Below are 22613 nucleotides of genomic sequence, written 5' to 3'. Positions count from 1 at the left end.
CCCCTGCGCCGGCGGGCCGATCGGCCGCTCGGAACATTCCACGCCATCGAGGCGTTGCATCAAAAGACAGACTTCCCAGTGAAGGAGACACTATGACCGCCAAGGCCACGACTTCCGCCACGTTCGAGCAGGACGTGCTTCAGGCCGAGGGCCCCGTCCTCGTCGACTTCTGGGCCGAGTGGTGCGGGCCGTGTCGTATGGTTTCGCCGGTTCTCGACCAGATCCAGGCTGAGAACCCCGACAAGATCACCGTGCTCAAGCTCAACGTCGATGAGAACCCCGATCTCGCGATGAAGTACCAGATCACCTCCATCCCGGCGATGAAGGTGTTCAACAACGGCACCGTCGAGACCACGATCATCGGCGCGAAGCCGAAGTTCGCCCTCGAGCAGGACCTCGCGACCTACCTCAAGTGATCGCGTCGCTCGGTCAGCGAGCGATGTGAGGACCGCCCCGGCGCTCCGGACCCTTCTCGCCGAAGGTTCGGGACGCCGGGGTTTTCACTTTCCGGGCTGAGAACGCCAGGTCAGGACGCGTCGGCACGGACGATCGCATCCCAGCGCCGGTGCGTGTTCGCGTCGCCGAGGAGGCGCCACACGGCGCGTGTCAGCGGCGGGTAGTCGAGTGCGATCTGCCGGAGGACGCGGTAGTGGCGGGCGGCGTTCGGGCGAGCGCCGCCGTTCGCGGCGATGTTCTCCGCGCGCAGCATGAACACCACGAGTTCGTCCACGCTCGGCAGGTCTTCCATGAAGTCCCACGGATCTTCGCCGGCGCGGAGGCGCTCGGTGACGAGAACAGACAGTTCGTCCGCTGCCTCAGCGCGCAGGAGCTCCAAGCTCGCGCGCCGCTGCGTCGGTCTCTCGTCGTGCGTCACCAGTCCAGGTTACGTCGCGCAGACCGCGCCTCGGGCCGCCGCGCCGACTGCCTCAGGCCGCCCCGTAGCCCGTCTCGCCGAGCTCCTCCATGATCCGGTTCAGATCCTGGATGGTTGCGAAATCGATGTTGATCTGGCCTTTTCTTGCCGTGAGTGAGATGCGGACCCGCGTGTTGAGTCGGTCGCCGAGCCGCTCGGCGAGTTCGTCGAGGTGAGCTCTCCGCGAACCGGCTTGCGGCTTCGCCGATCGACCCGGCGAGGCATCCGGCATCTTCGCCGCGGCCTCCGCCGCGCGCACCGAAAGGTCCTCGTTGACGATCTTGTCGGCAAGTCGCTGCATCGCCGCGGGGTCCTCGACGGAGAGGATCGCGCGGGCGTGACCGGCGCTGAGCACGCCGGCCGCGACCCGCTGCTGCACCGGGACCGGCAGCTTGAGGAGGCGGATCGTGTTGCTGATCTGGGGCCGCGAGCGTCCGATGCGTGTCGCGAGCTCTTCCTGCGTGATGCCGAAGTCCTCGAGCAGCTGCTGGTAGGCCGATGCCTCCTCGAGCGGGTTCAGCTGGGACCGGTGAAGGTTCTCGAGCAGCGCGTCGCGCAGGAGATGCTCATCGGCCGTCTCGCGGACGATCGCGGGGATCGAGGTCAGGCCGGCCTCGCGCGCCGCGCGCGTCCGCCGCTCGCCCATGATGAGCTCGTAGTCGCCGTTCTCGTTCTTACGGACCACGACCGGCTGAAGAACACCGAACTCACGAACGCTGTGCACCAGCTCCGCGAAGTGCTCGGCGTCGAAGTGCGTGCGCGGCTGGCGCGGGTTCGGAACGATGGAGTGCGGGTCGATGTGCGCGAGCCGGGCACCGGGTACATCGAGCAGCTCCTTGTCGTCGCTCGCCTCCTCGGTCGGCGCGGGCCGCGGGAAGAACACGTCGGACGGCCGATCCTCCACGGCTTCGTTCGTGGGGATGAGTGCCCCGATGCCGCGACCCAGTCCTGTGCGCTTGGCCATCACGCGTCTCCTTCGTTCTTTACACTGTCACGCTTGATGATCTCGACTGCCGCTTCGCGATAGGCGACCGCGCCGGCGGATTGACCGTCGTAGGCGATGACCGTCTGCCCGAAGCTCGGAGCCTCGGAGACCCGCACGGAGCGCGGGATGACGGTCTGCAGCACCTCGTCGGGGAAGTGGCTGCGCACCTCGTCGGCGACCTGCTGCGCTAGCCGCGTGCGTCCGTCGTACATCGTCAGCACGATGGTCGACAGGTGCAGGGTCGGGTTGAGGTGCTTCTGGATCATGCGCACCGTGCCGAGCAGCTGGCTGAGTCCCTCGAGCGCGTAGTACTCGCACTGGATCGGGATCAGCACCTCGCTGGCGGCCGTGAACGCGTTGATCGTAAGGAGGCCCAGGGATGGCGGGCAGTCGATGAGGATGAAGTCCACCCGCTCCTCGGACTTCTCGAGGTATTCCTCGACGGCGGTGCGCAGCCGATGCTCGCGAGCAACCTGCGAGACCAGCTCGATCTCGGCGCCGGCCAGGTGGATGGTGCTGGGCGCGCACAGCAGGTTCGGCGACTCCGGGCTCGTCTGCACGATGTCGGCGAGCGGGAACTCGTCGATCAGGACGTCGTACACGCTCGGGGTGTCGGCGTTGTGGGGAACCCCGAGCGCCGTCGAGGCATTGCCCTGCGGGTCCAGGTCGATGACGAGCACTCGCGCGCCTCTGTCGGCGAGCGCGGCCGCCAGATTCACCGTCGTCGTCGTCTTTCCGACGCCGCCCTTCTGATTCGACACCGTGAACACGCGAGTCCGGCCGGTCAGGGTGACTTCAGCGGAGTCGAGCGCCTTGCGTCGAGCGGAGAGGTCCGCGAGTTCCCGGGCGAGAGGCGTGTCGTCGAACGAGAAGGATGCCGTAGCCTCGGTCTCGTCGGGCTGTTTCACGTGAAACACTCTCTCTTTCGCCGAGCCGGGTACAACGCTTCCCACTCTAACCCGGACCACCGTCCCGCCCCGTCGCGCGACGCCGTAACACTGTCGTTGCTGTCGCCGCCCGGCCTGAGAATCGGGCGCCGTCGCCGCGTACCGAACCCCGCAGAATCGCGTCCGCCAGCCAGCGGTCGAGTAGCGCGCCAGCGCGCACCGGGACCCCGCAGGACCCGTTCACCGGCCCGCGGTGGCGTCGGAGCATCCCGGTGGTCGCGGAGCACGCCGGCGCGTATCGAGGCCCGCGGGCCCGGCCTCCCCCCGTTCGCTTGCCCGCGAGTAGCCAGTCACCGCGCGTCCGGACCGTTTAGGCACTGCGCTCACCATCCGGCGGTCGGGTAGCGCGCCAGCGCGTATCGAGACCCCGGCTCACCGTTCGCTGATCGGTCAGCGCGCCCCGCGCATCAGAACGCCGCGGCACCGCATCCGACCGACCGTAGTCCGACACGTTTGTTCTTCGGGTGGCGCCCACCGCGTATCGAAAGGCCCTCGCGCGCGCATCCGACCGTCGGCGTAGGGTCGCGCTCACCGCTGGGCGGTCGACGCGACCCGCAGAGCTGGTTCCACCCACGGAGCGCGGACGTCTCGGAGCCGTCACGGTCGGGGCGTCTATGCGCAGGAGTCACCTCGTCACAATTCGCGCGGATGCCTCACGGTCACGATCACCAACGGTGACCGCGCGCTGAGGCAAAGGGCAAGCTACCTGCTTCGCAGGCGCCGACAGGAGTGGAGCAGCGGGCGCGACTTTCTAAGACGACGTTTCACGTGAAACGCCCTGTATAGATGACTCCGGCCAACAGGGAAGGGCGGCTGGCGGTCGGCTGGGATGCCTCCAGGACGGGACGCAATCCAAAGCGAGGATGCCGCGCTGTAGCAGGCATCTGCGCCGCGGGTGAAAGTGGGCGCTGAGGAGCGGGGCTTCTAAGAGGCCCTTCCACATGAAACGCTGTCCACCAGACCTCGACCGGCGGAGAAGTCGAGTCGACTGTCGGCCGCCATGCTCCCCAGGTCGCGCGCGATCAACAGCGCAAGACCGCCGCAGTAGCCATCTGCTCCGCGGGTGCCGGCAGGAGCTCAGACGCGGGAGTGACTCCCAACAGGACGTTTCACGTGAAACGCCGTCTACTGCGACAAGCGGAACGACGGCAGGTCGGCTGTCCATCATCAAGCTCCTTTGCGTCCGGGGCGCAACGCTGTAGCGCCGAGACCGACGCAGTACCTGCCGGGACCCAATGCAGTATCCAGGCCGTGGTCGGTCTCTGGCTGCCATACGAGCCGCGCGACGCATCCACCGGTTCGACATCGGAGGCCGTCATGCACGGAATCGTTGCGACTCAACGCCGGCAGCTGCCCGTACTCACCGTTGACCAGCGCCAAACCGCTTGGCGCGACTCCACCCCTGTACTTGTTTCGCCCTCCGGACCGCGTCATCCACCCGGCTGAAGTCCTCGAAGGACAACCACGTCACGGGTCGACGGGTTCTCGTGTACTCGGCGCCGTCGCCTTGGTTGTGCTGCGCGATGCGATACCCCCAGGTTCTTCGTGCTGCCGACGTACAGCGATCGGTCCGCGCACTCCAGGATGTACATCACGGTATGTGCCGATCATGCCTGCTCACGGCAGGCTGAAGTGGAGCCTGGTTCGAACCCAGCGCATGCCGGCGCGGCTGGCGCACTGTGGAGGAGTGGCGGTTACGCCCTTTGTCCTGAGGCGATCGATGCGGTTGTCGACCCGCGCGTGCGATGTTTCACGTGAAACGCACCTGGACCCGTTTGGAGCGAACCTGCGCCTGAGTGGTCGCTTTCGCCGCAACCCTCGTGGGTGCATTGGTCGGCTGCGAGGCTCGCACGGACTGCGGCGAGAGCCAGCGTGTGTTGGACGTGCATCGCCCTGTCCAGACGTCGTCGGCTACACCGCGCCCAGAAAGGCGACCGCGCGTCTCGGTCAGCGCCGGGTCCGCCGACCCAACGCCGCTGGCGATCACTCCGGAGCCGGGCGCCGGCCCTCTCGGGATCCGTTGTTGCGCGCTGACGCGCACTCATCGAGGAATCCCACTTCTCACTTCGAACCTCACTTCGAACCGCAAGCGGCAGGCCACGATGTCACGATGGCGGCACGCGAGCCCGCGAGCTGCTCGAAGCGGGATCGCTGCTGCAGGGTACGCACAACAACGCAGACGGCCCACAGGGGTTGATGTCGGTCACAGTGGCCGCGGAGCCTGATCGAGCGGATCTCGATACGCGCTGGAGCGCTACTCGATCACCGGAGAAGCGATCGCCCATGACGAAGGCGGACACGACGTCTCAAGCGACGCCGAAGAAGAAGTCCGTCAGCGGTCGCCGGATCGACGGGGAGAACGGATCTCGATACGCGCTAGCGCGCTACTCGATCACCGGGAGAGCGATCGACCACTGACGTGCTGATGCGAAGGCAAGCGCTGGACCGAAATCAGAACCGCGCGAATCTCGCGCGACAGACCGGATCATCCATGACAGCGGATCTCGATACGCGCTGGCGCACTACTCGATCACCGGGGGAGGGTTGATGCGCAACCAACTCGCACCGGAAGCGTTGACCAAGCTACTCGATCAGCGGGGAAGGCGGCCCGCCCGTTTCACGTGAAACCGTCAGCGCACGGTGGCGCGGAAGACGCGCGTCGGTTCCTCGAGGAGACCTTCACCGACGATCTCTACCCGGGGCGCGGTCACCTTGAACTTGCGGAGCTGCTTCTCGGCCGATGCGATCTCGTTGTCCACGCTCGCGCCCTTCAGCAGGATGAGTTCGCCGCCGTCGCGGACCAGGGGAGCGGTGATCGGCACGAGGGTGCGAAGTGCGCTGACGGCGCGCGCGGTGACGACGTCCAGCACCGGCCCGCGTCTCCAGTCTTCCGCTCGCGCGCGCAGTACCTCGACGTTGTCCAGCTCGAGCGACTCGACCTGCTCGGTGAGCCACGCGACCCGGCGCTCCATCGGCTCGATGAGCACCCACTGCACGTCCGGCCGCGCGATGGCGAGCACGAGTCCCGGGAGGCCTGCACCGGAGCCCACGTCGCCGACGCGTCCGTGGAAGAGCGGCGCGACGACGGCGCTGTTCAGGATGTGTCGCGACCACAGGCGCGGCGGCTCGAGCGGCCCGATCAGCCCTCGTTCCTCGCCGTGCCGACCGAGCGCATCCGCGAACTGTCTCGCGAGCTCGATCCTGTCGCCGAAGATCTGCGTCGCCGCCGCGGGCTCGCTTTCGATGGAGATGTCGACCATCACTGTTTCACGTGAAACGTCAGCCGCGACGGATCACGGTGTGACGGTCTCCGCCCTCACCATAGGACTCGGAGACGAATCCGCGCTCGGCCACGATGTCGTGCACAAGCTTGCGCTCGTAGCTCGACATGGCGGGGAGGGATGCCTGCGACGCGCCATCGTCAAGGCGAGCAATGGCGCGGTCGACGAGCGCGGCCAGCTGGTGCTGGCGAGCATCCCGAGACCCGCCGACGTCCAGGATGAGGCGGGAGAAGCGGCCGGTGCGGTTCTGGACCGCGATCCGAGTGAGCTCCTGCAGCGCCTGAACGGTGTCCGGCTCCGAGATGAGCGCCACCGAACTGCCCTCCGGAGCCTCCACGGAGACGTAGGCACGGCCGGCGCGGACATCGAGGTTCAGGTCGCCCTCGATGTCGGCGATGTCGAGCAGGCCTTCGATGAAGTCCGCCGCGATGTCGCCTTCCTGCTCGAGCTGCTCGACCGTGGGTGTCACTCGGTCAGCCGAGCTGTCGACGGGTGCGAAATCGGGCGAAGTGGTCATCATGTCCTCGGGTGTCGGCGTGAGGGATCGGGGGCGATCAGGATGCCGGGGTTCCGGCGGGCCCGGAGGTGCCGGATTCCCCGGCGCGCTGTCCCGGCTGCTTCTGTCCCGGCTGCTTCTGCGCCTGCTTCTTGGCCCGCTGCTTGCCCACGGGCTGCTGGCGCTTCGGCGTCGCGGCCTTGGCGCGCTCGGCCTCTTCGTACAGGCGCTGCTGCTCGGCGAGGTACTTCTCCATCGGCACGACCTTGCCGTTGGCATCGATCGCCTTGCCCTTGCGTGCCAGACGCTCCTCGCGCGCCTTCGCCGCATCCGAGCCCGGCGTCGGCATCTCGCGGATGACGAGGAACTGCTGGCCCATGGTCCACAGGTTGGACACGAACCAGTAGATGACGACACCGAGCGGGAAGAAGACACCGGAGAAGACGAATGCGAACGGCAGGACGTACAGCATGATCTTCTGCATCTGGTACGCCTGGCCGGTCTTGGCCTCGGGGGAGAGGTTCTTGGAGATGATCTGCAGCTGCGTGAAGAACTGCGACGCGATCATCAGCACCACGAGCACGAGCAGGATGACGATCGCCGTGGTGTTGCCGGTGCCGAAGGCGTCGATGAGCGTCTCGTGGAGCGAGGCGCCGAAGAGCTTGGCGTCGTAGAACTCCTGTGTCGCGTCGGCGTTGAGAAGGCCCACGCCGCCGATGCCGGCGCGAGCGTGACGGGTCACGTCATTGAGCACCGAGAACAGCGCGAAGAACACCGGCATCTGCACCAGGAGCGGCAGACAGCTGGACACCGGGGTCGTGCCGTGCTTCTTATAGAGCGCCATGGTCTCGCGACTCATGGCCTCGCGTGAGAGCTGGTCGCGCTTGCCGCGGTACTTCTCCTGAACTTTCCGCAGTTCAGGAGCAATTTCCATCATCTTCCGCTGGCTCTTGATCTGCCGCACGAACAGCGGGATCAGCGCCGAGCGCACCACGATCACCAGACCGACGATCGCGAGCACCCACGTGATGCCGTCCGCCGGGGGCAGCCCGATCGCGGTGAAGACCCAGTGCCAGAACACCAGCACCGCCTCGACGAGCCACTTCAGCGGCCACAGGATGGTGCCGATCAGGTCGAAGCCCCCGCCCGAGGGCGCAGGGGACGGCGACGGCGTGGAAGCCAGCAGAAGATCCATGCGGTGGATCAGTCCTTTCCGGTGGGGGCAGGCACGACGAACCCGTGGGAGGTGAGCGCGTGCCGGAAGTGCGAGTGGGCGGGCACGTCGTCGACGCCGCCGGCCGCCCAGGGATGGCAGCGGGCGATGCGCGCCGCCGTGAGTGCCGCGCCCTTGAGCGCGCCATGCTGCTGAACCGCGCCGACGGCGTAGGCAGAGCAGGACGGGAAGTACTTGCAGACGTCGCCGTAGGTGTGCGAGATGGTCGCCCGATAGCCGTGCAGCAGTGCGAGAACGGCGTTGCGGGGGAGGAGCGGGATCGTGCGGAGGATCTCGGATGCCTCGAACCGGGCATCGCCGAGCGCATACGACGGCAGCACGCTCATGCCGCAGCCCGTCCCAGGCACCGGGTGAGGTCGGCTCGCAGATCGGAGAACGACGCGGTCGCGGAAGTCGGAAGGGCGCGGATCACCACGGCGCTGCCGGCCGGGACTCCTCCAAGCGCCTCGGCGCACAACGCCTTCAGGCGACGCCGAACGGTGTTGCGCACCACGGCGCCTCCCACCTGGCGGCTGACGATGAAGCCGAACCGCGCCGGACCTTCGGTCACGACGCGGCTGACATAGGTGACGGTATGCGCTCCGGCACACCGACGACCCCGACGGACAACGGCCTTGTATTCCGCTCCGCGGGTGAGTCGGTTCGGCCTCGCGAGCACCGCTCGGCTCAGGCCGAGAGCTCGGTGCGCCCCTTGGCGCGGCGAGCCGAGAGGATCGCACGGCCGGCGCGCGTGCGCATGCGGGCGCGGAAGCCGTGCTTCTTGGCGCGGCGGCGGTTGTTGGGCTGGAAAGTGCGCTTGCTCATGGGGACTACTTCCGATCAGGTGTCACCGGGACGCTCGAGACCGGGGACGCTCTTACAAAGGGACTGCCACGAGGGCATAAGTCAACCGATTAAGGCTACGTCGAGACGCCCGATAACTCAAACCGAGCATGCGCGCGGACATTATGCCGTCGTCGCACTTCATCCTGGAACTGACACGCGGCCTGGATCTACAGTGGAGTTTGCTCACGCGTCCACTGCTGACTAGCGTGGCTCCGGCAGTTATCCACAGGCTCAGTGCAGCGGTTCCGCGGCATCCGGTGGAGTCATCAACAACCCGGGGGGGCCATGTCACCGCACGAAGTTCCAGACGTACCGGTCTGGTCGGCCGTTCTGGACGAACTCGTGAGGGACGAACGCGTCACCCCGCAGCTGCACGGCTTCCTCAACCTCGCGGTCCCGCAGGGCGTGATGGGCGGCACGCTCTACCTCGACGTGCCCAACGACCTCACGGCGGCGCAGTTCACCAAGCGGATGCGGGCGCCGATCATGGAGGCTCTCGCGCGGGTGGACCAGGACACGCAGAACCCGGCATCGGCGTTCCGCGTCGTGGTCAACCCGGAGCTCGCCGAGGTGCACACCAGCGCACCCGCCCCCATGCCGGTGGCGACGGTCGCGGCCGGTGGCGGTCCGTTGAGCGGCTCGGTCATGCGCTCGCCCATGGAAGAGCCGGTGGAGCCGGCCTCGGTCTCCCGCAGCGACACGCGACTGAACCCCAAGTACACGTTCGACAACTTCGTCATCGGACAGTCGAACCGCTTCGCCCACGCGGCCGCCGTCGCGGTGGCCGAAGCGCCTGCGAAGGCATACAACCCGCTGTTCATCTACGGCGACTCGGGGCTGGGCAAGACCCACCTGCTGCATGCGATCGGCGACTACGCCCTGAGCCTGTATGCCGGCATCCGCGTGCGGTACGTGTCGAGCGAGGAATTCACCAACGACTTCATCAACTCCATCGCGAACAACCGCGGGTCGGCGTTCCAGGCCCGCTACCGCGATGTGGACATCCTTCTGATCGACGACATCCAGTTCCTGCAGGGTCGCGCCGAGACGCAGGAGGCGTTCTTCCACACGTTCAACCAGCTGCACGATCACGACAAGCAGGTCGTGATCACCAGCGACGTCCCGCCCAAGCACCTCACCGGCTTCGAGGACCGCATGCGCAGCCGGTTCGAGTGGGGCCTCATCACCGACGTGCAGGCGCCCGACCTCGAGACCCGCATCGCGATCCTGCGCAAGAAGGCTCAGTCCGAGCGCCTCCACATCCCCGACGAGGTCCTCGAGTACATCGCCACGGTGGTCTCGTCGAACATCCGCGAGCTCGAGGGCGCGCTCATTCGCGTCTCGGCATTCGCGAGCCTCAATCGTTCGACGCTCGACATGTCGCTCGCTCAGACCGTGCTGCGCGACATCGTCGACCAGGACGACGCCAATGTCATCTCGCCGACCGACATCATCTCGGCGACCGCCCAGTACTTCAAACTGACCGTCGACGATCTGTACGGGTCGAGTCGCTCCCAGTCGGTGGCCACCGCGCGGCAGATCGCCATGTATCTGTGCCGTGAGCGCACGAGCCTGTCGCTGCCGAAGATCGGGCAGCTGTTCGGCAATCGGGATCACACCACCGTCATGTACGCGTACAAGAAGATCAGCGACCTCATGAAGGAGCGCCGCTCGATCTACAACCAGGTGACCGAGATCACCGCGTCGCTGGGCCGCAACGGCCGCTGAGCCGCCTCGGTGTATGCCGAAACCGGTGCTTGACACCGGCGCTTCGGCGCGCCATCATTTCCGTTCTTCACAGTGTGGAAAACCTGTGGATAACTTCCCGGCGCTGCGGAGAGCACTGTGAACCGCGGTCGAAAGCCTGTGGATGAATCGTGGATGCCTGTCGACGCGACATCCGTTGTCCCGACGAGCATCCGCAGCCGTTCCACAACTCACACTTTTGTGATTCCGGTGTGCCGACTGGGCTCGACGGAGTTGTCCACAGTTTCCACAGCCGTTAACACCATGACAAGAATCTTCTGAGAGAGACCGGTTCGATCACCTTGTCGGTGGACAAGCCGGTCGAGTGGGCCACCCGCCGGGCGGGACTGGTTTTCGCCGGGCCTGCCACTAGCATGAGAAACCCGAGCCCGGCATCCAGGGCCCGCTGCAGAGGGAGCGTTCGTGAAGTTCCACGTCAATCGCGATGTGTTCAGCGAAGCCGTGTCGTTCGTCGTCAAACTTCTGCCGCAGCGAAACCCACAGCCGATCCTCGCGGGCGTGCTGATCGAGGCGACCTCCGACGGTCTGTCGCTGGCGGCGTTCGACTACGAGGCCTCCGCGCGCACCATGATCGAGGCGACCGTCGACGAGCCGGGCACGATCCTCGTCCACGGGCGCCTGCTGTCCGACATCGCAAGCCGGCTGCCGAACGCCCCGATCCAGATCCAGGTCGATGACGACGGCGGCATCCTGCTCACGTGCGGTTCCGCGCGCTTCACGCTCGCGTCGATGCCGGTGCAGGAGTACCCGGCCATCCCCGAGGTGACGGGCGACTCCGGCCTCGTGCCGTCCGACGACTTCGCGACCGCGATCGCCCAGGTGGCCTTCGCCGCGTCGCGCGACGACGTCACGCCTGTCCTCACCGGCGTGCAGCTCGAGGTCTCCGGCACCTCGCTGAGCCTGGTGGCCACCGACCGTTACCGCGTCGCGCTGCGCGAGATCCCTTGGGACGGCGGCGCGGCCGTGGGCGGCGAGTCCATGACAGCTCTCGTCCCGGCGCGCACGCTGACCGAGGTCGGCAAGACCTTCGCGCACGGGGGCGACATCTCGATCGCGTTCTCGGGCACGGGCGATCGCGAGATCATCGCCTTCACCGCCGGCAACAAGACCGTCACGTCGCTGCTGATCAAGGGCAACTTCCCGCCCGTGCGCCGGCTCTTCCCGGAGCAGACCGATCACCACGCCGTGGTGAACACCGCCGAGCTCGCCGAAGCGGTGCGTCGCGTCTCGCTCGTGCTCGACCGCTCGGCGCCGCTGCGGTTCACCTTCACCACCGACAGCGTCTCGATGGATGCCTCGGGCACAGAGCAGGCCCGGGCGACCGAGTCCGTCGACGCCAACCTCGTCGGGGAGGATGTCACGCTCGGCCTGAACCCGCAGTACCTGCTGGAGTCGCTGGGAGCGGTCCGCAGCGAGTTCGTGCGCATCACGTTCACCTCGAGCGAGAACGCCAACAAGCTCAGCCCGGTCCTCATCACGCCGCAGACCTCGGTCGACAAGGCCGGCGCGGAGTCGTTCCGCTACCTGCTGCAGCCGAACCTCCTCCTGCGCTGATCTTCGTCGCCGGATCGCTCCCCGATCCGAGGTCAGGCGTCGGTCCTCGTCATTAGGCTTGTCCGGTGATCGTGGAGCAGCTGAGCCTCGTGGACTTCCGCAACTATGCGGTCGCCGAGGTCGCGCTCGCTCCGGGCCCGAACGTGTTCGTCGGCCGGAACGGTCAGGGCAAGACGAACCTCGCCGAGGCGATCGGGTTCTTCGCGACCCTCGGGTCGCACCGCGTCTCCAGCGACGCGCCGATGGTGCGCGACGGCGCGGATGCCGCGATCATCCGCGCGCGGCTCGCTCACGGCGAACGACGCGTCCAGCTCGAGGCGCAGGTCAACCGTCAGGGATCGAACAAGGCGCGCGTCAACGGCGCGCCGGTGAAGCCGGCAGAGCTGCCGCGGTACGCGCAGGTGGTGCTGTTCGCGCCGGAGGATCTGCAGATCGTGCGCGGCGACCCGTCGTCGCGCCGCCGCTTCGCCGACCAGCTCCTGGTGCAGCGCGTCCCGCGCATGTCGGGCGTGCTGGGCGACTACGACCGCGTGCTTAAGCAGCGCACGGCACTGCTGAAGTCCGCACGCGCGCGCGGCATCCGGGGCGACGCCCTGTCCACCCTCGATGTGTGGGACGACAAGCTCGTGGCCCTCGGCACCCAGGTGATCGAAGCGCGCGTCGCCCTCGCCCGTGATCTCGCCACGCCGCTCGAGGCCGCATATGCCGCCATCGCCGGCGCTGATCACCGGCCCGAGATCGAGTGGGCGCTGTCGATCCGCGGCGGCGACCCCGAGGAGGGCACCGACGCCCTCGCCGATGCCGGCGCCGCGCGCGACACCGCTGCGCTGTTCCGTGACGCGCTCGCCGCTCGCCGGTCGGCTGAGCTCGATCGCGGACTGACCCTGGTCGGGCCGCACCGCGACGACCTCCTGCTGCGCATCCGGGGACTTCCGGTCAAGGGCTATGCCTCTCATGGTGAGTCGTGGTCGGTCGCGCTCGCGCTGCGGCTGGCATCGGCCGAGCTCCTGCGCGCCGACTCGCGCCTCGGTGACCCCGTGCTGATCCTCGACGATGTCTTCGCCGAGCTCGACGCCGACCGGCGAGCGCGGCTGGCGCAGCTCGCCGGCGGCTACGAGCAGGTCGTGGTGACCGCGGCGGTGGCCGAGGACGTGCCTGACGGGCTGCGTGCCCGCATGGTCCGTGTCGAAGCCGGGCGGATCCTGGAGGCGACGGATGCCTGAGCATGCCGCCGGCACGGGAGGCGGAGCGTCACCCGACCCCGCCCGGCTCCCCGAGACCATCGCGACCTACCTGCGCCTGCGAGGGCTCGAGCCCTCCCAGCGGTCGTACCGGAAGCGCCGCCGGCGCGACCCCGACGATGAGAACGCGCCGTTCACGCCGGGTCGGGATCCCCGCGGAGTGGGCGACGTGCTGGCAGACCTCACTCGCCAGGCGGGATGGGACACCCAGCTCGCCCGCGAGGACGTCGTGCGAGCCTGGTCCGAGGTGGCGGGCGCCGACACGGCGCAGCACACTCGCCCGGTCGCGTTCTCCGAAGGGACGCTCACCGTTCAGGCCGACTCGACAGCATGGGCCAAACAGCTCCAGCTGATGCGGGCGCACATCCTCTCGGAGATCGTTCGGCGATTCCCCGAGGCCGGCATCGACGCGATCCGTTTCCTCGGCCCGGACGTCCCCTCCTGGAAATGGGGTCCCAGAACGATTCCAGGGCGTGGTCCGCGCGATACATACGGATAAGGCACGTCAAGAGCTATCCGAAGTCATTTCGGCGCGTCACAGCGGCGTCTGTGCCCCGTGAGGACCCTGTCCTTGGTAGGATGGACAGGCCGCTGTCCAAGGATATGGAGCGCTTCTGCTTATGACGTCTGACAACCCCGAAAGCGTTCCCGAGGAACCCGAAGCGCGACCCGCCGATCAGGTCCCCAACGAGTACGGGGCAGACGCCATTCAGGTGCTCGAAGGACTCGAAGCCGTCCGCAAGCGCCCGGGCATGTACATCGGCTCGACCGGGGAACGCGGTCTGCATCACCTCGTCTACGAGATCGTCGACAACTCCGTCGATGAGGCGCTCGCGGGCCACTGCGACACCATCGACGTCACGATCCTGGCCGACGGCGGCGTCCGTGTGATCGACAACGGCCGCGGCATCCCCGTGGCGGTGCATCCCACAGAGGGCAAGTCGACCGTCGAGGTCGTGCTCACCGTGCTGCACGCCGGAGGGAAGTTCGGCGGGGGCGGTTACGCGGTGTCAGGAGGCCTTCACGGCGTGGGCTCCTCGGTCGTGAACGCGCTGTCGACGCGCCTCGAGGTGGAGGTCAAGCGCGACGGACACGTGTGGCGGCAGTCGTATCGCAACGGTGGTCAGCCGCAGGCGCCGCTGGAGAAGGGCGAGGAGAGCGGCGAGACCGGGACGACCATCACGTTCTGGCCGGATCCGGACATCTTCGACACCGTCGATTTCGACTACGACACGCTGCGCACGAGGTTCCAGCAGATGGCGTTCCTCAACAAGGGACTCCACATCAGCCTTCGCGACGAGCGCCCCGACGCCCTGGTCCCCGACGACAACCCGGGCGACGGCGTCTCGGAGCCGCAGCCCCGCCACGACAGCTTCCTCTACGAGCGGGGTCTCGTGGACTACGTCGAGCACCTCAACAAGGTCCGCCACGCCGAGGTCGTCAACGACGAGATCATCGAGGTGGAGTCCGAGGACACCGTCCGGCACATCTCGATCGAGCTGGCGATGCAGTGGACCACGAGCTACACCGAGAACGTGTTCACGTTCGCCAACACCATCAACACCCACGAGGGCGGAACCCACGAAGAGGGTTTCCGTGCCGCCCTCACTACACTGGTGAATCGCTACGCCCGCGCACAGAACATGCTCAAGGAGAAGGACGACAACCTCACCGGGGAAGACATCCGCGAGGGGCTGACGGCCGTCATCTCGGTGAAGCTCTCAGAACCGCAGTTCGAAGGGCAGACCAAGACGAAGCTCGGCAACACCGAGGCGAAGGCGTTCGTGCAGAAGGTCGTGGGCGACAAACTCGGCGACTGGTTCGACCGCAATCCGACGCAGGCCAAGAACGTGATCCGCAAGGCCATCGACGCCGCGTCCGCGCGCCTGGCCGCCCGCAAGGCACGCGAGACAGCCCGGCGCAAGAGCGTGTTCGAGTCGGCCGCGATGCCCGACAAGCTCAAGGACTGCACCAGCAAGGACCCGTCGATCAGCGAGATCTTCCTCGTCGAGGGGGACTCCGCCGGGGGTTCGGCGGTGCAGGGACGTGACCCGCACACGCAGGCGATCCTCGCGCTGCGCGGCAAGATCCTGAACGTCGAGCGGGCACGGCTGGACAAGGCGCTGGGCAACAAGGAAGTCCAGGCGATGATCCAGGCCTTCGGAACCGGCATCGGCGAGGACTTCGACATCGACAAGGCGCGCTACCACAAGATCGTGCTCATGGCCGACGCCGATGTCGACGGCCAGCACATCACGACGCTGCTGCTCACGCTGCTTTTCCGCTACATGCGCGGGCTCATCGAAGCGGGCTTCGTCTACCTCGCCATGCCGCCGCTGTACCGGCTGAAGTGGTCGAATGCACCCCACGAGTACGTCTACTCCGACAGGGAGCGCGACGCGCTGCTCGAGGACGGCCTCGCCAACGGCAAGCGCATCCCCAAGGACTCCGGCGTTCAGCGGTACAAGGGTCTGGGCGAGATGAACGCCAAGGAGCTGTGGGAGACGACGATGGATCACCGCACCAGGACCCTGCGGCAGGTGACCATCGACGACGCCGCTGCGGCCGACGAGATCTTCTCGGTGCTGATGGGCGAAGACGTCGAGTCCCGTCGCACCTTCATCCAGCGCAACGCCAAGGACGTTCGGTTCCTCGACATCTGAACACACGGTCGTGGGCGTTTCGTCTCGCTTCGCTCGCTCAACGACCGATGCCCCGCTCATCGAGCGAGGAGCGAAGCGACGAGACGCACTGATACGAAAGACGGAGCATGGCAGACGAAGAGCGCCCGGATCCCAACGCCGAGCACGACCACGGCCGCATCGACCAGGTCGATCTGCAACTGGAGATGCAGCGCAGCTACCTCGACTACGCGATGGCCGTCATCGTCGGTCGAGCACTGCCGGACGTGCGGGACGGGCTCAAGCCGGTGCACCGTCGTGTCATCTACGGCATGTACGACGGCGGCTTCCGCCCCGACAAGTCGTTCTCGAAGTGCGCACGCGTCGTCGGCGAGGTCATGGGTCAGTACCACCCTCATGGCGACGCTCCGATCTACGACGCCCTCGTGCGTCTCGTTCAGCCGTGGTCGATGCGCTACCCGCTGGCCCAGGGCCAGGGCAACTTCGGCTCGCCGGGCAACATGGGTGCCGCGGCGCCGCGCTACACCGAGACGAAGATGGCGACACTCGCCCTCGAGATGGTGCGCGACATCGAAGAGGACACCGTCGATTTCCAGGACAACTACGACGGGCAGACGCAGGAGCCCACCGTGCTGCCTGCGCGGTTCCCGAACCTCCTGGTCAACGGGTCGGTCGGCATCGCCGTCGGCATGGCGACGAACATCCCGCCGCACAACCTGCGCGAGGTGTCCGCCGGTGCGCTGTGGGCGCTCGACAACCCGGAAGCGTCGCGTGAAGAGCTTCTCGAAGCGCTCATGGAGCGCATCCCGGGCCCCGATTTCCCCACGGGAGCCCAGATCCTCGGCACCAAGGGGATCCGTGAGGCGTATCGCACGGGACGCGGATCCATCACGATGCGCGCCGTCGTGTCGATCGAGGAGATCCAGGGTCGCACGTGCCTCGTGATCACCGAGCTGCCGTACCAGGTCAATCCGGACAACCTGGCGGTCAAGATCGGCGACCTTGCGCGCGAGGGCAAGATCACCGGCATCGCCGACATCCGTGACGAGACCAGCGACCGCACCGGTCAGCGTCTCGTGGTGGTCCTCAAGCGGGATGCCGTGGCCAAGGTCGTGCTGAACAACCTGTACAAGCACACGCAGCTGCAGGAGAACTTCGGCGCGAACATGCTCGCGATCGTCGACGGCGTGCCGCGCACGCTGCCGCTCGACGGATTCATCTCGTACTGGATCGACCACCAGATCGACGTCATCGTGCGCCGCACGAGGTACCGTCTGCGTGAGGCCGAGAAGCGCATGCACATCCTGCGCGGCTACCTCAAGGCACTGGATGCGCTGGACGAGGTCATCGCGCTCATCCGGCGCTCGCCGACAGTCGACGACGCGCGCGAGGGTTTGAAGTCGCTCCTCGACATCGACGACATCCAGGCCGACGCGATCCTGCAGATGCAGCTGCGCCGCCTCGCTGCGCTGGAGCGTCAGAAGATCGTCGACGAGGCGACCGAGCTCGAGGCCAAGATCGCCGACCTCAACGACATCCTGGTCAAGCCGGCGCGCCAGCGCACGATCGTGCGCGACGAGCTGAGCACCATCGTCGACCGCTTCGGCGACGAGCGTCGCACGCACATTCTGCACGGATTCGACGGCGACATGTCGATGGAAGACCTCATCCCCGAAGAGGAGATGGTGGTCTCGGTCACGCGCGACGGCTACATCAAGCGGACGCGCAGCGACAACTACCGCTCGCAGCACCGCGGCGGCAAGGGCGTCAAGGGCGCGCAGCTTCGCGCCGACGACGTCGTCGAGCACTTCTTCGTCACGACCACCCATCACTGGCTCCTGTTCTTCACCAACAAGGGCCGGGTGTACCGGTCGAAGGCGTACGAGGTTCCCGAGGCCGGGCGCGACGCGAAGGGACAGCACGTCGCGAACCTCCTCGCGCTGCAGCCCGACGAGGAGATCGCCCAGATCCTCGACATCCGCGACTACAACGTCGCGACCTACCTCGTGCTCGCCACCCGCAACGGCCTGGTCAAGAAGACGCGCCTGACCGAGTACGACACGAACCGTCAGGGAGGCATCATCGCGATCAAGCTGCGCGGGCAGGTGCCCGACGAAGAGGATGCCGAGGCCGGCCCCGACGACGAGGTGGTCAGCGCGCTGCTCGTCGACGAGGGCGACGACATCCTGCTCATCAGCCGCCACGGCATGTCGCTGCGCTTCTCCGCCACCGACAGCGCGCTGCGCCCGATGGGCCGTTCGACGTCGGGCGTGAAGGGCATGGACTTCCGCGAGGGCGACAGCCTGCTGTCGGCATCCGTCGCGACAGACGACGGCTACGTGTTCGTCGTCACGGAGGGCGGCTACGCCAAGCGCACCGCCGTGGACCAGTACCGGGTGCAGAACCGCGGCGGACTGGGCATCAAGGTGGCCAAGCTCAACGAGGACCGGGGCGATCTCGCGGGCGGTCTGATCGTCTCCGAGGACGACGAGGTCTTGGTGGTTCTTGCCAGCGGCAAGGTGGTACGCTCTGCCGTGGCCGAGGTGCCTGCCAAGGGTCGAGACACGATGGGAGTCGTGTTCGCGCGCGCGGGGGATGATGACCGGATTCTCGCGATCGCCCGCAATGGTGAGCGGGGCCTCGCCCAGGAGGCGGAAGAGGCAGCGGCCGACAACGCGACCGAAGAGCCGTCACCCGAGACCCCCGCGGACGCCGTCGCGACGCCTGAGACCCCGGAAGAGAGCACTGACGCATGAGCACGGTAGCCGACAAGCTCGCCAAGAAGTCCACGCACAAGACCAGCGCCAAGCAGGTGCGCCTGCGGCTGGTGTACATCGACTTCTGGTCCGCGGTGAAGCTGTCGTTCCTGGCAGCCATCGCGATCGCCGTCGTGACGGTCGTGGCGTTCATCATGATCTACCTGGTCGTCCAGACCACGGGACTCATCGCCAAGGCCGACGAGTTCTTCGGCAGCTTCTCGGACGGCAGCATCCTGCTGTCGTCGTTCGTGAGCTTCCCGCAGGTGCTGGCGTTCTCGGCCGTGGTCGCGATCCTCAACCTGGTCGTGGTGACGGTCCTGGGCGCGGTGATCGCGGGCATCTACAACCTCGCCGTCAAGGTGACCGGCGGCCTGCTGGTCGGGTTCACCTCCAACTGACTCAGCCGACGGATGCCGCGGCCGGCCGATTCGCCAGATGCGGGGTTCGTCAGGTAAAGTCTTGGAGGTTGCGGAGCGCAAGCGCCGCAGCAGATGGGGCTATAGCTCAGGCGGTTAGAGCGCTTCACTGATAATGAAGAGGTCCCAGGTTCAAGTCCTGGTAGCCCCACAACAACAGCCCCGGGGCCTTAGCTCAGTTGGTAGAGCGCCTGCTTTGCAAGCAGGATGTCAGGAGTTCGAATCTCCTAGGCTCCACAACGCGCAAGAGCCGGCCCGAAGGGTCGGCTTTTCTGCGCGTTATCGGACACTGCGATTCGAACGCCGGCGAAGCCGGTTCGATGGGCCCCCGGCGCCGAGGCTCCGCGTGACGCGCCAGCGGCATGTGGAGAGCGCCGGGGATTCCTGGGCTCCACAACGCGCAAGAGCCGGCCCGAAGGGTCGGCTTTCTGCGTTTCGGCCGGGCGGATGCCCCTGGTCGGTAGGGTGACGGCATGGACCTGCGCGTCTCGGCGTACGCCGTCATCGTCGACGAGGAGGACCGGCTGCTGCTCGCCCACTGGGTTCAGGGTCGCCGCGCCGCGTGGACCATGCCCGGCGGAGGACTGGAGCCCGGCGAGGACCCCGAGGACGCCACGCGCCGGGAGGTGCGGGAGGAGACCGGCTACCGCGTCGCGATCGATGAGCTGCTCGGCATCCACTCCCGGGTCATCCCGACGCACCGCCGGCTCGCGGTGGGCGCCGCCGACCCGCTGCACACGCTGCGGATCGTCTATCGCGCCCACATCATCGGCGGGCGTCTGCGCAACGAGGTCGACGGGTCGACCGACCGCGCGCAGTGGTTCGCCCTCGACGAGGTGAGCAGCCTGCAGCGGGTCAAGCTCGTCGACATCGCGCTCGAGATGGCGGGTCTGGCCTGAGGCGGCCGCGTGGCGCTACTCGAGCGGCTGCGAGATGTCGGCGACCGTGGCGCCATAGGCGGCGATGAGGTCGTCCGCCTCGACGAAGAGGCTGTAACCGTGCGCGCCGGCGCCCATCGCGATGCGCCGGCCCGCGATCCCGGCGTCGGCGTAGATCGGCCAGTCGTTCGTGCTGCCCAGCGGCACGATGGTCCCGCGCTCGTATCCGGTGGCCTCCAAGGCGCGCGCCGGGTCGGGCAGCTGCAGCTTGTTCACGCCGACGACGGCGCGCAGCTTCGGCCACGAGATGCCGCGGTCACCCGGGATCAGCGCGAAGAGATACGTGTCATCGGAGCGCTTCACCACGAGGGTCTTGACGATCCCCGAGGGTGGGATGCCGAGGATCTCGGCCGCCTCGGGAAGACTGCGCGCGGCGGGGCGCTCGCGGATCTCGATGTCGAGCCCGCGCTCGACGGCCGCGTTCCTGACCCGCTCGAGTCCGTTGCCCGGCTCAGGCATCCGGTGCGCGCAGCGGGTCGTCAGCGACCCACAGCTCGTCGTCGGCGCGCAGCGTCTGCCACGCCGCGTAGAGCACGCCGGCGGCCGCTGCGACACCGAGGATGATGGCGATCACGCCACCTGCGCCCATGCCGCGCTTCTGCGGCTTGGGGTTGAGCTTCGCCGACAGCTTGGCCGTGGCGTCCTTCGAGTACATGCCTGCCTTCTTCGCATACGTCGCGGAGTCGGGGAACGCGAAGCCCTTGCCCGTAGCCAGTCGCTGACGGGTGTCGTTGGCGGCGTCCCACACGGAGAGGGCCGAGCCCACGACCGCACCGGCGGCGGGAACGACTCTGCCCTCGAGGACCTGCTTCGACACCTGCACGCCCTTGCCGATGTAGGGCGCCGCATACTTGCCATAGCCGGCCTGAACCTGCGGCAGAAGCTGCTCGCGGTTGTACTTGCCCAGCTGCCTTCCCGCTTCGCGTGCGACCGCGGCCGCCTCCCCCACCAGTACCTGCTGCGACTCCCACAGGTTCGTCGCCTGCTTCTGCAGCTTGTGGAGTTCCTTCTTGCGCTTGCGGCTGAGGCTCACGATGCCCTCCCTGTTGTGGGATCTCGGTTCCCCCATCTTGCCAGACCGGACCTCGGACGGGAGGGCTTGCAGTGAACTCTGAGACAATGTATGAATGCCGCTTCACACAGCCGTCGCAACGATCCACACCAACCACGGCGACATCGTCGTCAATCTCTTCGGTGACCACGCGCCCCGCACCGTGCAGAACTTCATCGGTCTCGCCGATGGATCGCAGGCGTGGACCCACCCGGCGACCGGCAAGCCCGGCGACGGTCCGCTGTACAAGGACGTCATCTTCCACCGCATCATCTCGGGCTTCATGATCCAGGGCGGCGACCCGCTCGGGCAGGGCGTGGGCGGTCCCGGCTACACCTTCAACGACGAGATCAACGCCGAGCTGACCTTCACCGAGCCCTACAAGCTCGCGATGGCCAACGCGGGACTGCGTCGCAACGCGATCACCGGCAAGGCCGAGGGCACGAACGGCTCGCAGTTCTTCATCACCGTCCCCGGTCAGGGCGGCCGTGGACCCGAGTGGCTGCAGGGCAAGCACACGATCTTCGGCGAGGTCGCCGACGACCAGTCCAAGGCCGTCGTGGACGCGATCAGCGAGGTGCCGACCGGTGCGGGCGACCGCCCTGTCGAGCCGGTCGTGATCCAGTCGATCGACATCACCGCCGCCTGAGCCGGCCGGAACCGAGCGCCGGCGCGTGACCACCGACGACTTCCGTCGCAACAGCGACAACTTCTGCTACCGGCATCCGGATCGCCAGAGCTTCGTGCTCTGTCAGCGGTGCCTCCGCACGATCTGCCCGGAGTGCCAGACCCAGGCGGCCGTCGGGGTGATCTGCCCCGAGTGCCTCCGCGACCAGCAGAAGAGCCAGTCCCCCGCGCAGCGGAAGGCTGAGCGTCGGTGGTCCCGCCCGCGCGCGGTCACCATGACAGACTCGCGGCCGGCCGTCACGTACAGCATCGTCGCGATCACCGCCGTGGTCTACGTGATCACCCTGATCCCCGGTGTCGGCGATGCGGTGCAGCAGGCGCTGTGGTTCTGGGCTCCCCTGCTCTATCCGAACCTGACGGGATCCTTCGAGCCGTGGCGGCTTCTCACCGGGGCGCTCGTCCACTCCGGCTTCTGGCACATCGGCCTCAACATGCTGGCGCTGTGGATGATCGGCCGCAGCCTCGAGCCGCTGCTCGGCCGGTGGCGATTCCTCACGCTGTACGCGCTGAGCACGCTCGGCGGCTCGGTCGCCGTCGCGCTGCTGTCCTTCATGACACCCGTCGTGGGCGCGTCGGGAGCGATCTTCGGCCTCTTCGGCGCCCTGCTGGTCATCGGGCGGCACCTCGGCGCCAACATCGCCGGCATCGCGATCGTGCTGGGCATCAACCTGGTGATCGGCTTCCTCCCGGGCTTCAACGTCTCGTGGCAGGCGCACGTGGGCGGACTCGTGGTCGGCCTCGCCGTGGGATTCATCTTCACCCGCACCCGCGCCGTGCGGCAGCGAGGACTGCAGATCGCTCTCATGGTCGGTGTCGCGGTCGCGCTGCTGGCCCTCCTGCTCATCCCGGTGACGGTGCCCGGGTTCCTCCGCTGACA

General features: G+C 67.3%; 22 protein-coding genes and 2 tRNA genes. 13 read left to right on the top strand and 11 right to left on the bottom strand.

Annotated elements, in window-relative coordinates; genetic code table 11:
• Positions 1–92 precede the first annotated feature (92 nt).
• Positions 93–416 carry a thioredoxin gene (trxA, locus tag AC5RVZ_RS13500; protein WP_494066262.1) on the top strand — a complete coding sequence of 108 codons (324 nt, stop codon included), beginning with the start codon at positions 93–95 and terminating at the stop codon, positions 414–416.
• Positions 417–526: 110 nt separating this feature from the next.
• Here trxA and AC5RVZ_RS13495 read toward each other — a convergent pair whose 3' ends face one another.
• The 9 genes from AC5RVZ_RS13495 to rpmH form a co-directional block, all read right to left on the bottom strand.
• Positions 527–877 (bottom strand): tryptophan synthase subunit alpha, encoded by a 351-nt coding sequence (locus tag AC5RVZ_RS13495; RefSeq protein WP_494066289.1) that lies wholly within the window; start codon positions 875–877, stop codon positions 527–529.
• A 49-nt stretch (positions 878–926) separates the two neighbouring features.
• On the bottom strand, positions 927–1877 hold the full coding sequence (locus AC5RVZ_RS13490; RefSeq protein ID WP_494066261.1) for a ParB/RepB/Spo0J family partition protein: 951 nt from the start codon (positions 1875–1877) through the stop codon (positions 927–929).
• Positions 1877–2806, bottom strand: a complete 930-nt coding sequence (locus AC5RVZ_RS13485; RefSeq protein WP_494066260.1) for a ParA family protein — start codon at positions 2804–2806, stop codon at positions 1877–1879. Before AC5RVZ_RS13485 ends, AC5RVZ_RS13490 begins: the two co-directional genes overlap by 1 nt.
• 2669 nt (positions 2807–5475) lie before the next feature.
• A complete protein-coding gene (gene rsmG, locus AC5RVZ_RS13480; protein ID WP_494066259.1) occupies positions 5476–6105 on the bottom strand; it encodes a 16S rRNA (guanine(527)-N(7))-methyltransferase RsmG in 630 nt (209 codons plus the stop codon).
• 19 nt (positions 6106–6124) lie between these two features.
• Complete coding sequence (locus AC5RVZ_RS13475; RefSeq protein ID WP_494066258.1) at positions 6125–6646, bottom strand: Jag family protein; 522 nt, start codon at positions 6644–6646, stop codon at positions 6125–6127.
• A 34-nt stretch (positions 6647–6680) separates the two neighbouring features.
• A complete protein-coding gene (yidC, locus tag AC5RVZ_RS13470; RefSeq protein WP_494066257.1) occupies positions 6681–7817 on the bottom strand; it encodes a membrane protein insertase YidC in 1137 nt (378 codons plus the stop codon).
• A gap of 8 nt (positions 7818–7825) precedes the next feature.
• The gene (gene yidD, locus AC5RVZ_RS13465) at positions 7826–8182 is read right to left on the bottom strand and encodes a membrane protein insertion efficiency factor YidD (protein ID WP_494066256.1); all 357 of its coding nucleotides are present in this window, start codon (positions 8180–8182) and stop codon (positions 7826–7828) included.
• Positions 8179–8514, bottom strand: a complete 336-nt coding sequence (gene rnpA / locus AC5RVZ_RS13460; RefSeq protein ID WP_494066255.1) for a ribonuclease P protein component — start codon at positions 8512–8514, stop codon at positions 8179–8181. Before rnpA ends, yidD begins: the two co-directional genes overlap by 4 nt.
• An 8-nt stretch (positions 8515–8522) precedes the next feature.
• Positions 8523–8660, bottom strand: coding sequence for a 50S ribosomal protein L34 (rpmH, locus tag AC5RVZ_RS13455; RefSeq protein ID WP_022879826.1), 138 nt, complete (start codon positions 8658–8660; stop codon positions 8523–8525).
• A gap of 306 nt (positions 8661–8966) precedes the next feature.
• On the opposite strand from rpmH, the gene dnaA reads away from it, so the two are divergent.
• The 10 genes from dnaA to AC5RVZ_RS13405 all read left to right on the top strand — a co-directional run bounded on the left by dnaA (position 8967) and on the right by AC5RVZ_RS13405 (position 19959).
• A complete protein-coding gene (dnaA, locus tag AC5RVZ_RS13450; RefSeq protein WP_494066254.1) occupies positions 8967–10409 on the top strand; it encodes a chromosomal replication initiator protein DnaA in 1443 nt (480 codons plus the stop codon).
• Positions 10410–10850: 441 nt separating this feature from the next.
• Positions 10851–12002: a DNA polymerase III subunit beta gene (gene dnaN, locus AC5RVZ_RS13445; RefSeq protein ID WP_494066253.1), complete on the top strand. Its 1152-nt coding sequence runs from the start codon at positions 10851–10853 to the stop codon at positions 12000–12002.
• A 65-nt stretch (positions 12003–12067) separates the two neighbouring features.
• Positions 12068–13225 carry a DNA replication/repair protein RecF gene (gene recF / locus AC5RVZ_RS13440; RefSeq protein WP_494066252.1) on the top strand — a complete coding sequence of 386 codons (1158 nt, stop codon included), beginning with the start codon at positions 12068–12070 and terminating at the stop codon, positions 13223–13225.
• Positions 13218–13742 carry a DciA family protein gene (locus AC5RVZ_RS13435; RefSeq protein WP_494066251.1) on the top strand — a complete coding sequence of 175 codons (525 nt, stop codon included), beginning with the start codon at positions 13218–13220 and terminating at the stop codon, positions 13740–13742. Before recF ends, AC5RVZ_RS13435 begins: the two co-directional genes overlap by 8 nt.
• A gap of 121 nt (positions 13743–13863) precedes the next feature.
• Positions 13864–15906, top strand: a complete 2043-nt coding sequence (gyrB, locus tag AC5RVZ_RS13430) for a DNA topoisomerase (ATP-hydrolyzing) subunit B (RefSeq protein WP_494066250.1) — start codon at positions 13864–13866, stop codon at positions 15904–15906.
• 107 nt (positions 15907–16013) lie between these two features.
• Positions 16014–18641, top strand: a complete 2628-nt coding sequence (gene gyrA / locus AC5RVZ_RS13425) for a DNA gyrase subunit A (RefSeq protein ID WP_494066249.1) — start codon at positions 16014–16016, stop codon at positions 18639–18641.
• Entirely contained in the window at positions 18638–19042 is a 405-nt protein-coding gene (locus tag AC5RVZ_RS13420; protein WP_494066248.1) for a DUF3566 domain-containing protein, read from the top strand. Before gyrA ends, AC5RVZ_RS13420 begins: the two co-directional genes overlap by 4 nt.
• A gap of 95 nt (positions 19043–19137) precedes the next feature.
• Positions 19138–19211, top strand: a tRNA-Ile gene (locus AC5RVZ_RS13415).
• 13 nt (positions 19212–19224) lie between these two features.
• A tRNA-Ala gene (locus tag AC5RVZ_RS13410) sits at positions 19225–19297 on the top strand.
• Between the two features lie 236 nt (positions 19298–19533).
• Positions 19534–19959: an NUDIX hydrolase gene (locus AC5RVZ_RS13405; RefSeq protein ID WP_494066247.1), complete on the top strand. Its 426-nt coding sequence runs from the start codon at positions 19534–19536 to the stop codon at positions 19957–19959.
• A 15-nt stretch (positions 19960–19974) separates the two neighbouring features.
• Here AC5RVZ_RS13405 and AC5RVZ_RS13400 read toward each other — a convergent pair whose 3' ends face one another.
• Both AC5RVZ_RS13400 and AC5RVZ_RS13395 read right to left on the bottom strand, forming a co-directional pair.
• Complete coding sequence (locus tag AC5RVZ_RS13400) at positions 19975–20457, bottom strand: aminoacyl-tRNA deacylase (protein WP_494066246.1); 483 nt, start codon at positions 20455–20457, stop codon at positions 19975–19977.
• Complete coding sequence (locus AC5RVZ_RS13395) at positions 20450–21031, bottom strand: DNA helicase (RefSeq protein WP_494066245.1); 582 nt, start codon at positions 21029–21031, stop codon at positions 20450–20452. The genes AC5RVZ_RS13400 and AC5RVZ_RS13395 overlap by 8 nt, the downstream gene beginning before the upstream one ends.
• A 94-nt stretch (positions 21032–21125) precedes the next feature.
• Here AC5RVZ_RS13395 and AC5RVZ_RS13390 point away from each other — a divergent pair, with 94 nt between their 5' ends.
• On the top strand, positions 21126–21698 hold the full coding sequence (locus AC5RVZ_RS13390; protein WP_494066244.1) for a peptidylprolyl isomerase: 573 nt from the start codon (positions 21126–21128) through the stop codon (positions 21696–21698).
• A gap of 25 nt (positions 21699–21723) precedes the next feature.
• Entirely contained in the window at positions 21724–22611 is an 888-nt protein-coding gene (locus tag AC5RVZ_RS13385; protein ID WP_494066243.1) for a rhomboid family intramembrane serine protease, read from the top strand.
• The last annotated feature ends 2 nt before the right edge of the window (positions 22612–22613 follow it).

The organism is Arthrobacter sp. Cza30, from assembly GCF_059090765.1.
Note: the sequence above shows the minus strand (reverse complement) of the source record. Positions and strands in the feature narration are given on the sequence as shown.

Excerpts from the sequence above, each read along its gene's own strand:
- trxA (WP_494066262.1), top strand. The coding sequence starts at position 93 with ATGACCGCCAAGGCCACGACTTCCGCCACGTTCGAGCAGGACGTGCTT.
- AC5RVZ_RS13490 (WP_494066261.1), bottom strand. The coding sequence starts at position 1,877 with ATGGCCAAGCGCACAGGACTGGGTCGCGGCATCGGGGCACTCATCCCC.
- rsmG (WP_494066259.1), bottom strand. The coding sequence starts at position 6,105 with ATGGTCGACATCTCCATCGAAAGCGAGCCCGCGGCGGCGACGCAGATC.
- AC5RVZ_RS13475 (WP_494066258.1), bottom strand. The coding sequence starts at position 6,646 with ATGATGACCACTTCGCCCGATTTCGCACCCGTCGACAGCTCGGCTGAC.
- yidC (WP_494066257.1), bottom strand. The coding sequence starts at position 7,817 with ATGGATCTTCTGCTGGCTTCCACGCCGTCGCCGTCCCCTGCGCCCTCG.
- yidD (WP_494066256.1), bottom strand. The coding sequence starts at position 8,182 with ATGAGCGTGCTGCCGTCGTATGCGCTCGGCGATGCCCGGTTCGAGGCA.
- rpmH (WP_022879826.1), bottom strand. The coding sequence starts at position 8,660 with ATGAGCAAGCGCACTTTCCAGCCCAACAACCGCCGCCGCGCCAAGAAG.
- dnaA (WP_494066254.1), top strand. The coding sequence starts at position 8,967 with ATGTCACCGCACGAAGTTCCAGACGTACCGGTCTGGTCGGCCGTTCTG.
- AC5RVZ_RS13435 (WP_494066251.1), top strand. The coding sequence starts at position 13,218 with ATGCCTGAGCATGCCGCCGGCACGGGAGGCGGAGCGTCACCCGACCCC.
- gyrB (WP_494066250.1), top strand. The coding sequence starts at position 13,864 with ATGACGTCTGACAACCCCGAAAGCGTTCCCGAGGAACCCGAAGCGCGA.
- gyrA (WP_494066249.1), top strand. The coding sequence starts at position 16,014 with ATGGCAGACGAAGAGCGCCCGGATCCCAACGCCGAGCACGACCACGGC.
- AC5RVZ_RS13420 (WP_494066248.1), top strand. The coding sequence starts at position 18,638 with ATGAGCACGGTAGCCGACAAGCTCGCCAAGAAGTCCACGCACAAGACC.
- AC5RVZ_RS13405 (WP_494066247.1), top strand. The coding sequence starts at position 19,534 with ATGGACCTGCGCGTCTCGGCGTACGCCGTCATCGTCGACGAGGAGGAC.
- AC5RVZ_RS13400 (WP_494066246.1), bottom strand. The coding sequence starts at position 20,457 with ATGCCTGAGCCGGGCAACGGACTCGAGCGGGTCAGGAACGCGGCCGTC.
- AC5RVZ_RS13390 (WP_494066244.1), top strand. The coding sequence starts at position 21,126 with ATGCCGCTTCACACAGCCGTCGCAACGATCCACACCAACCACGGCGAC.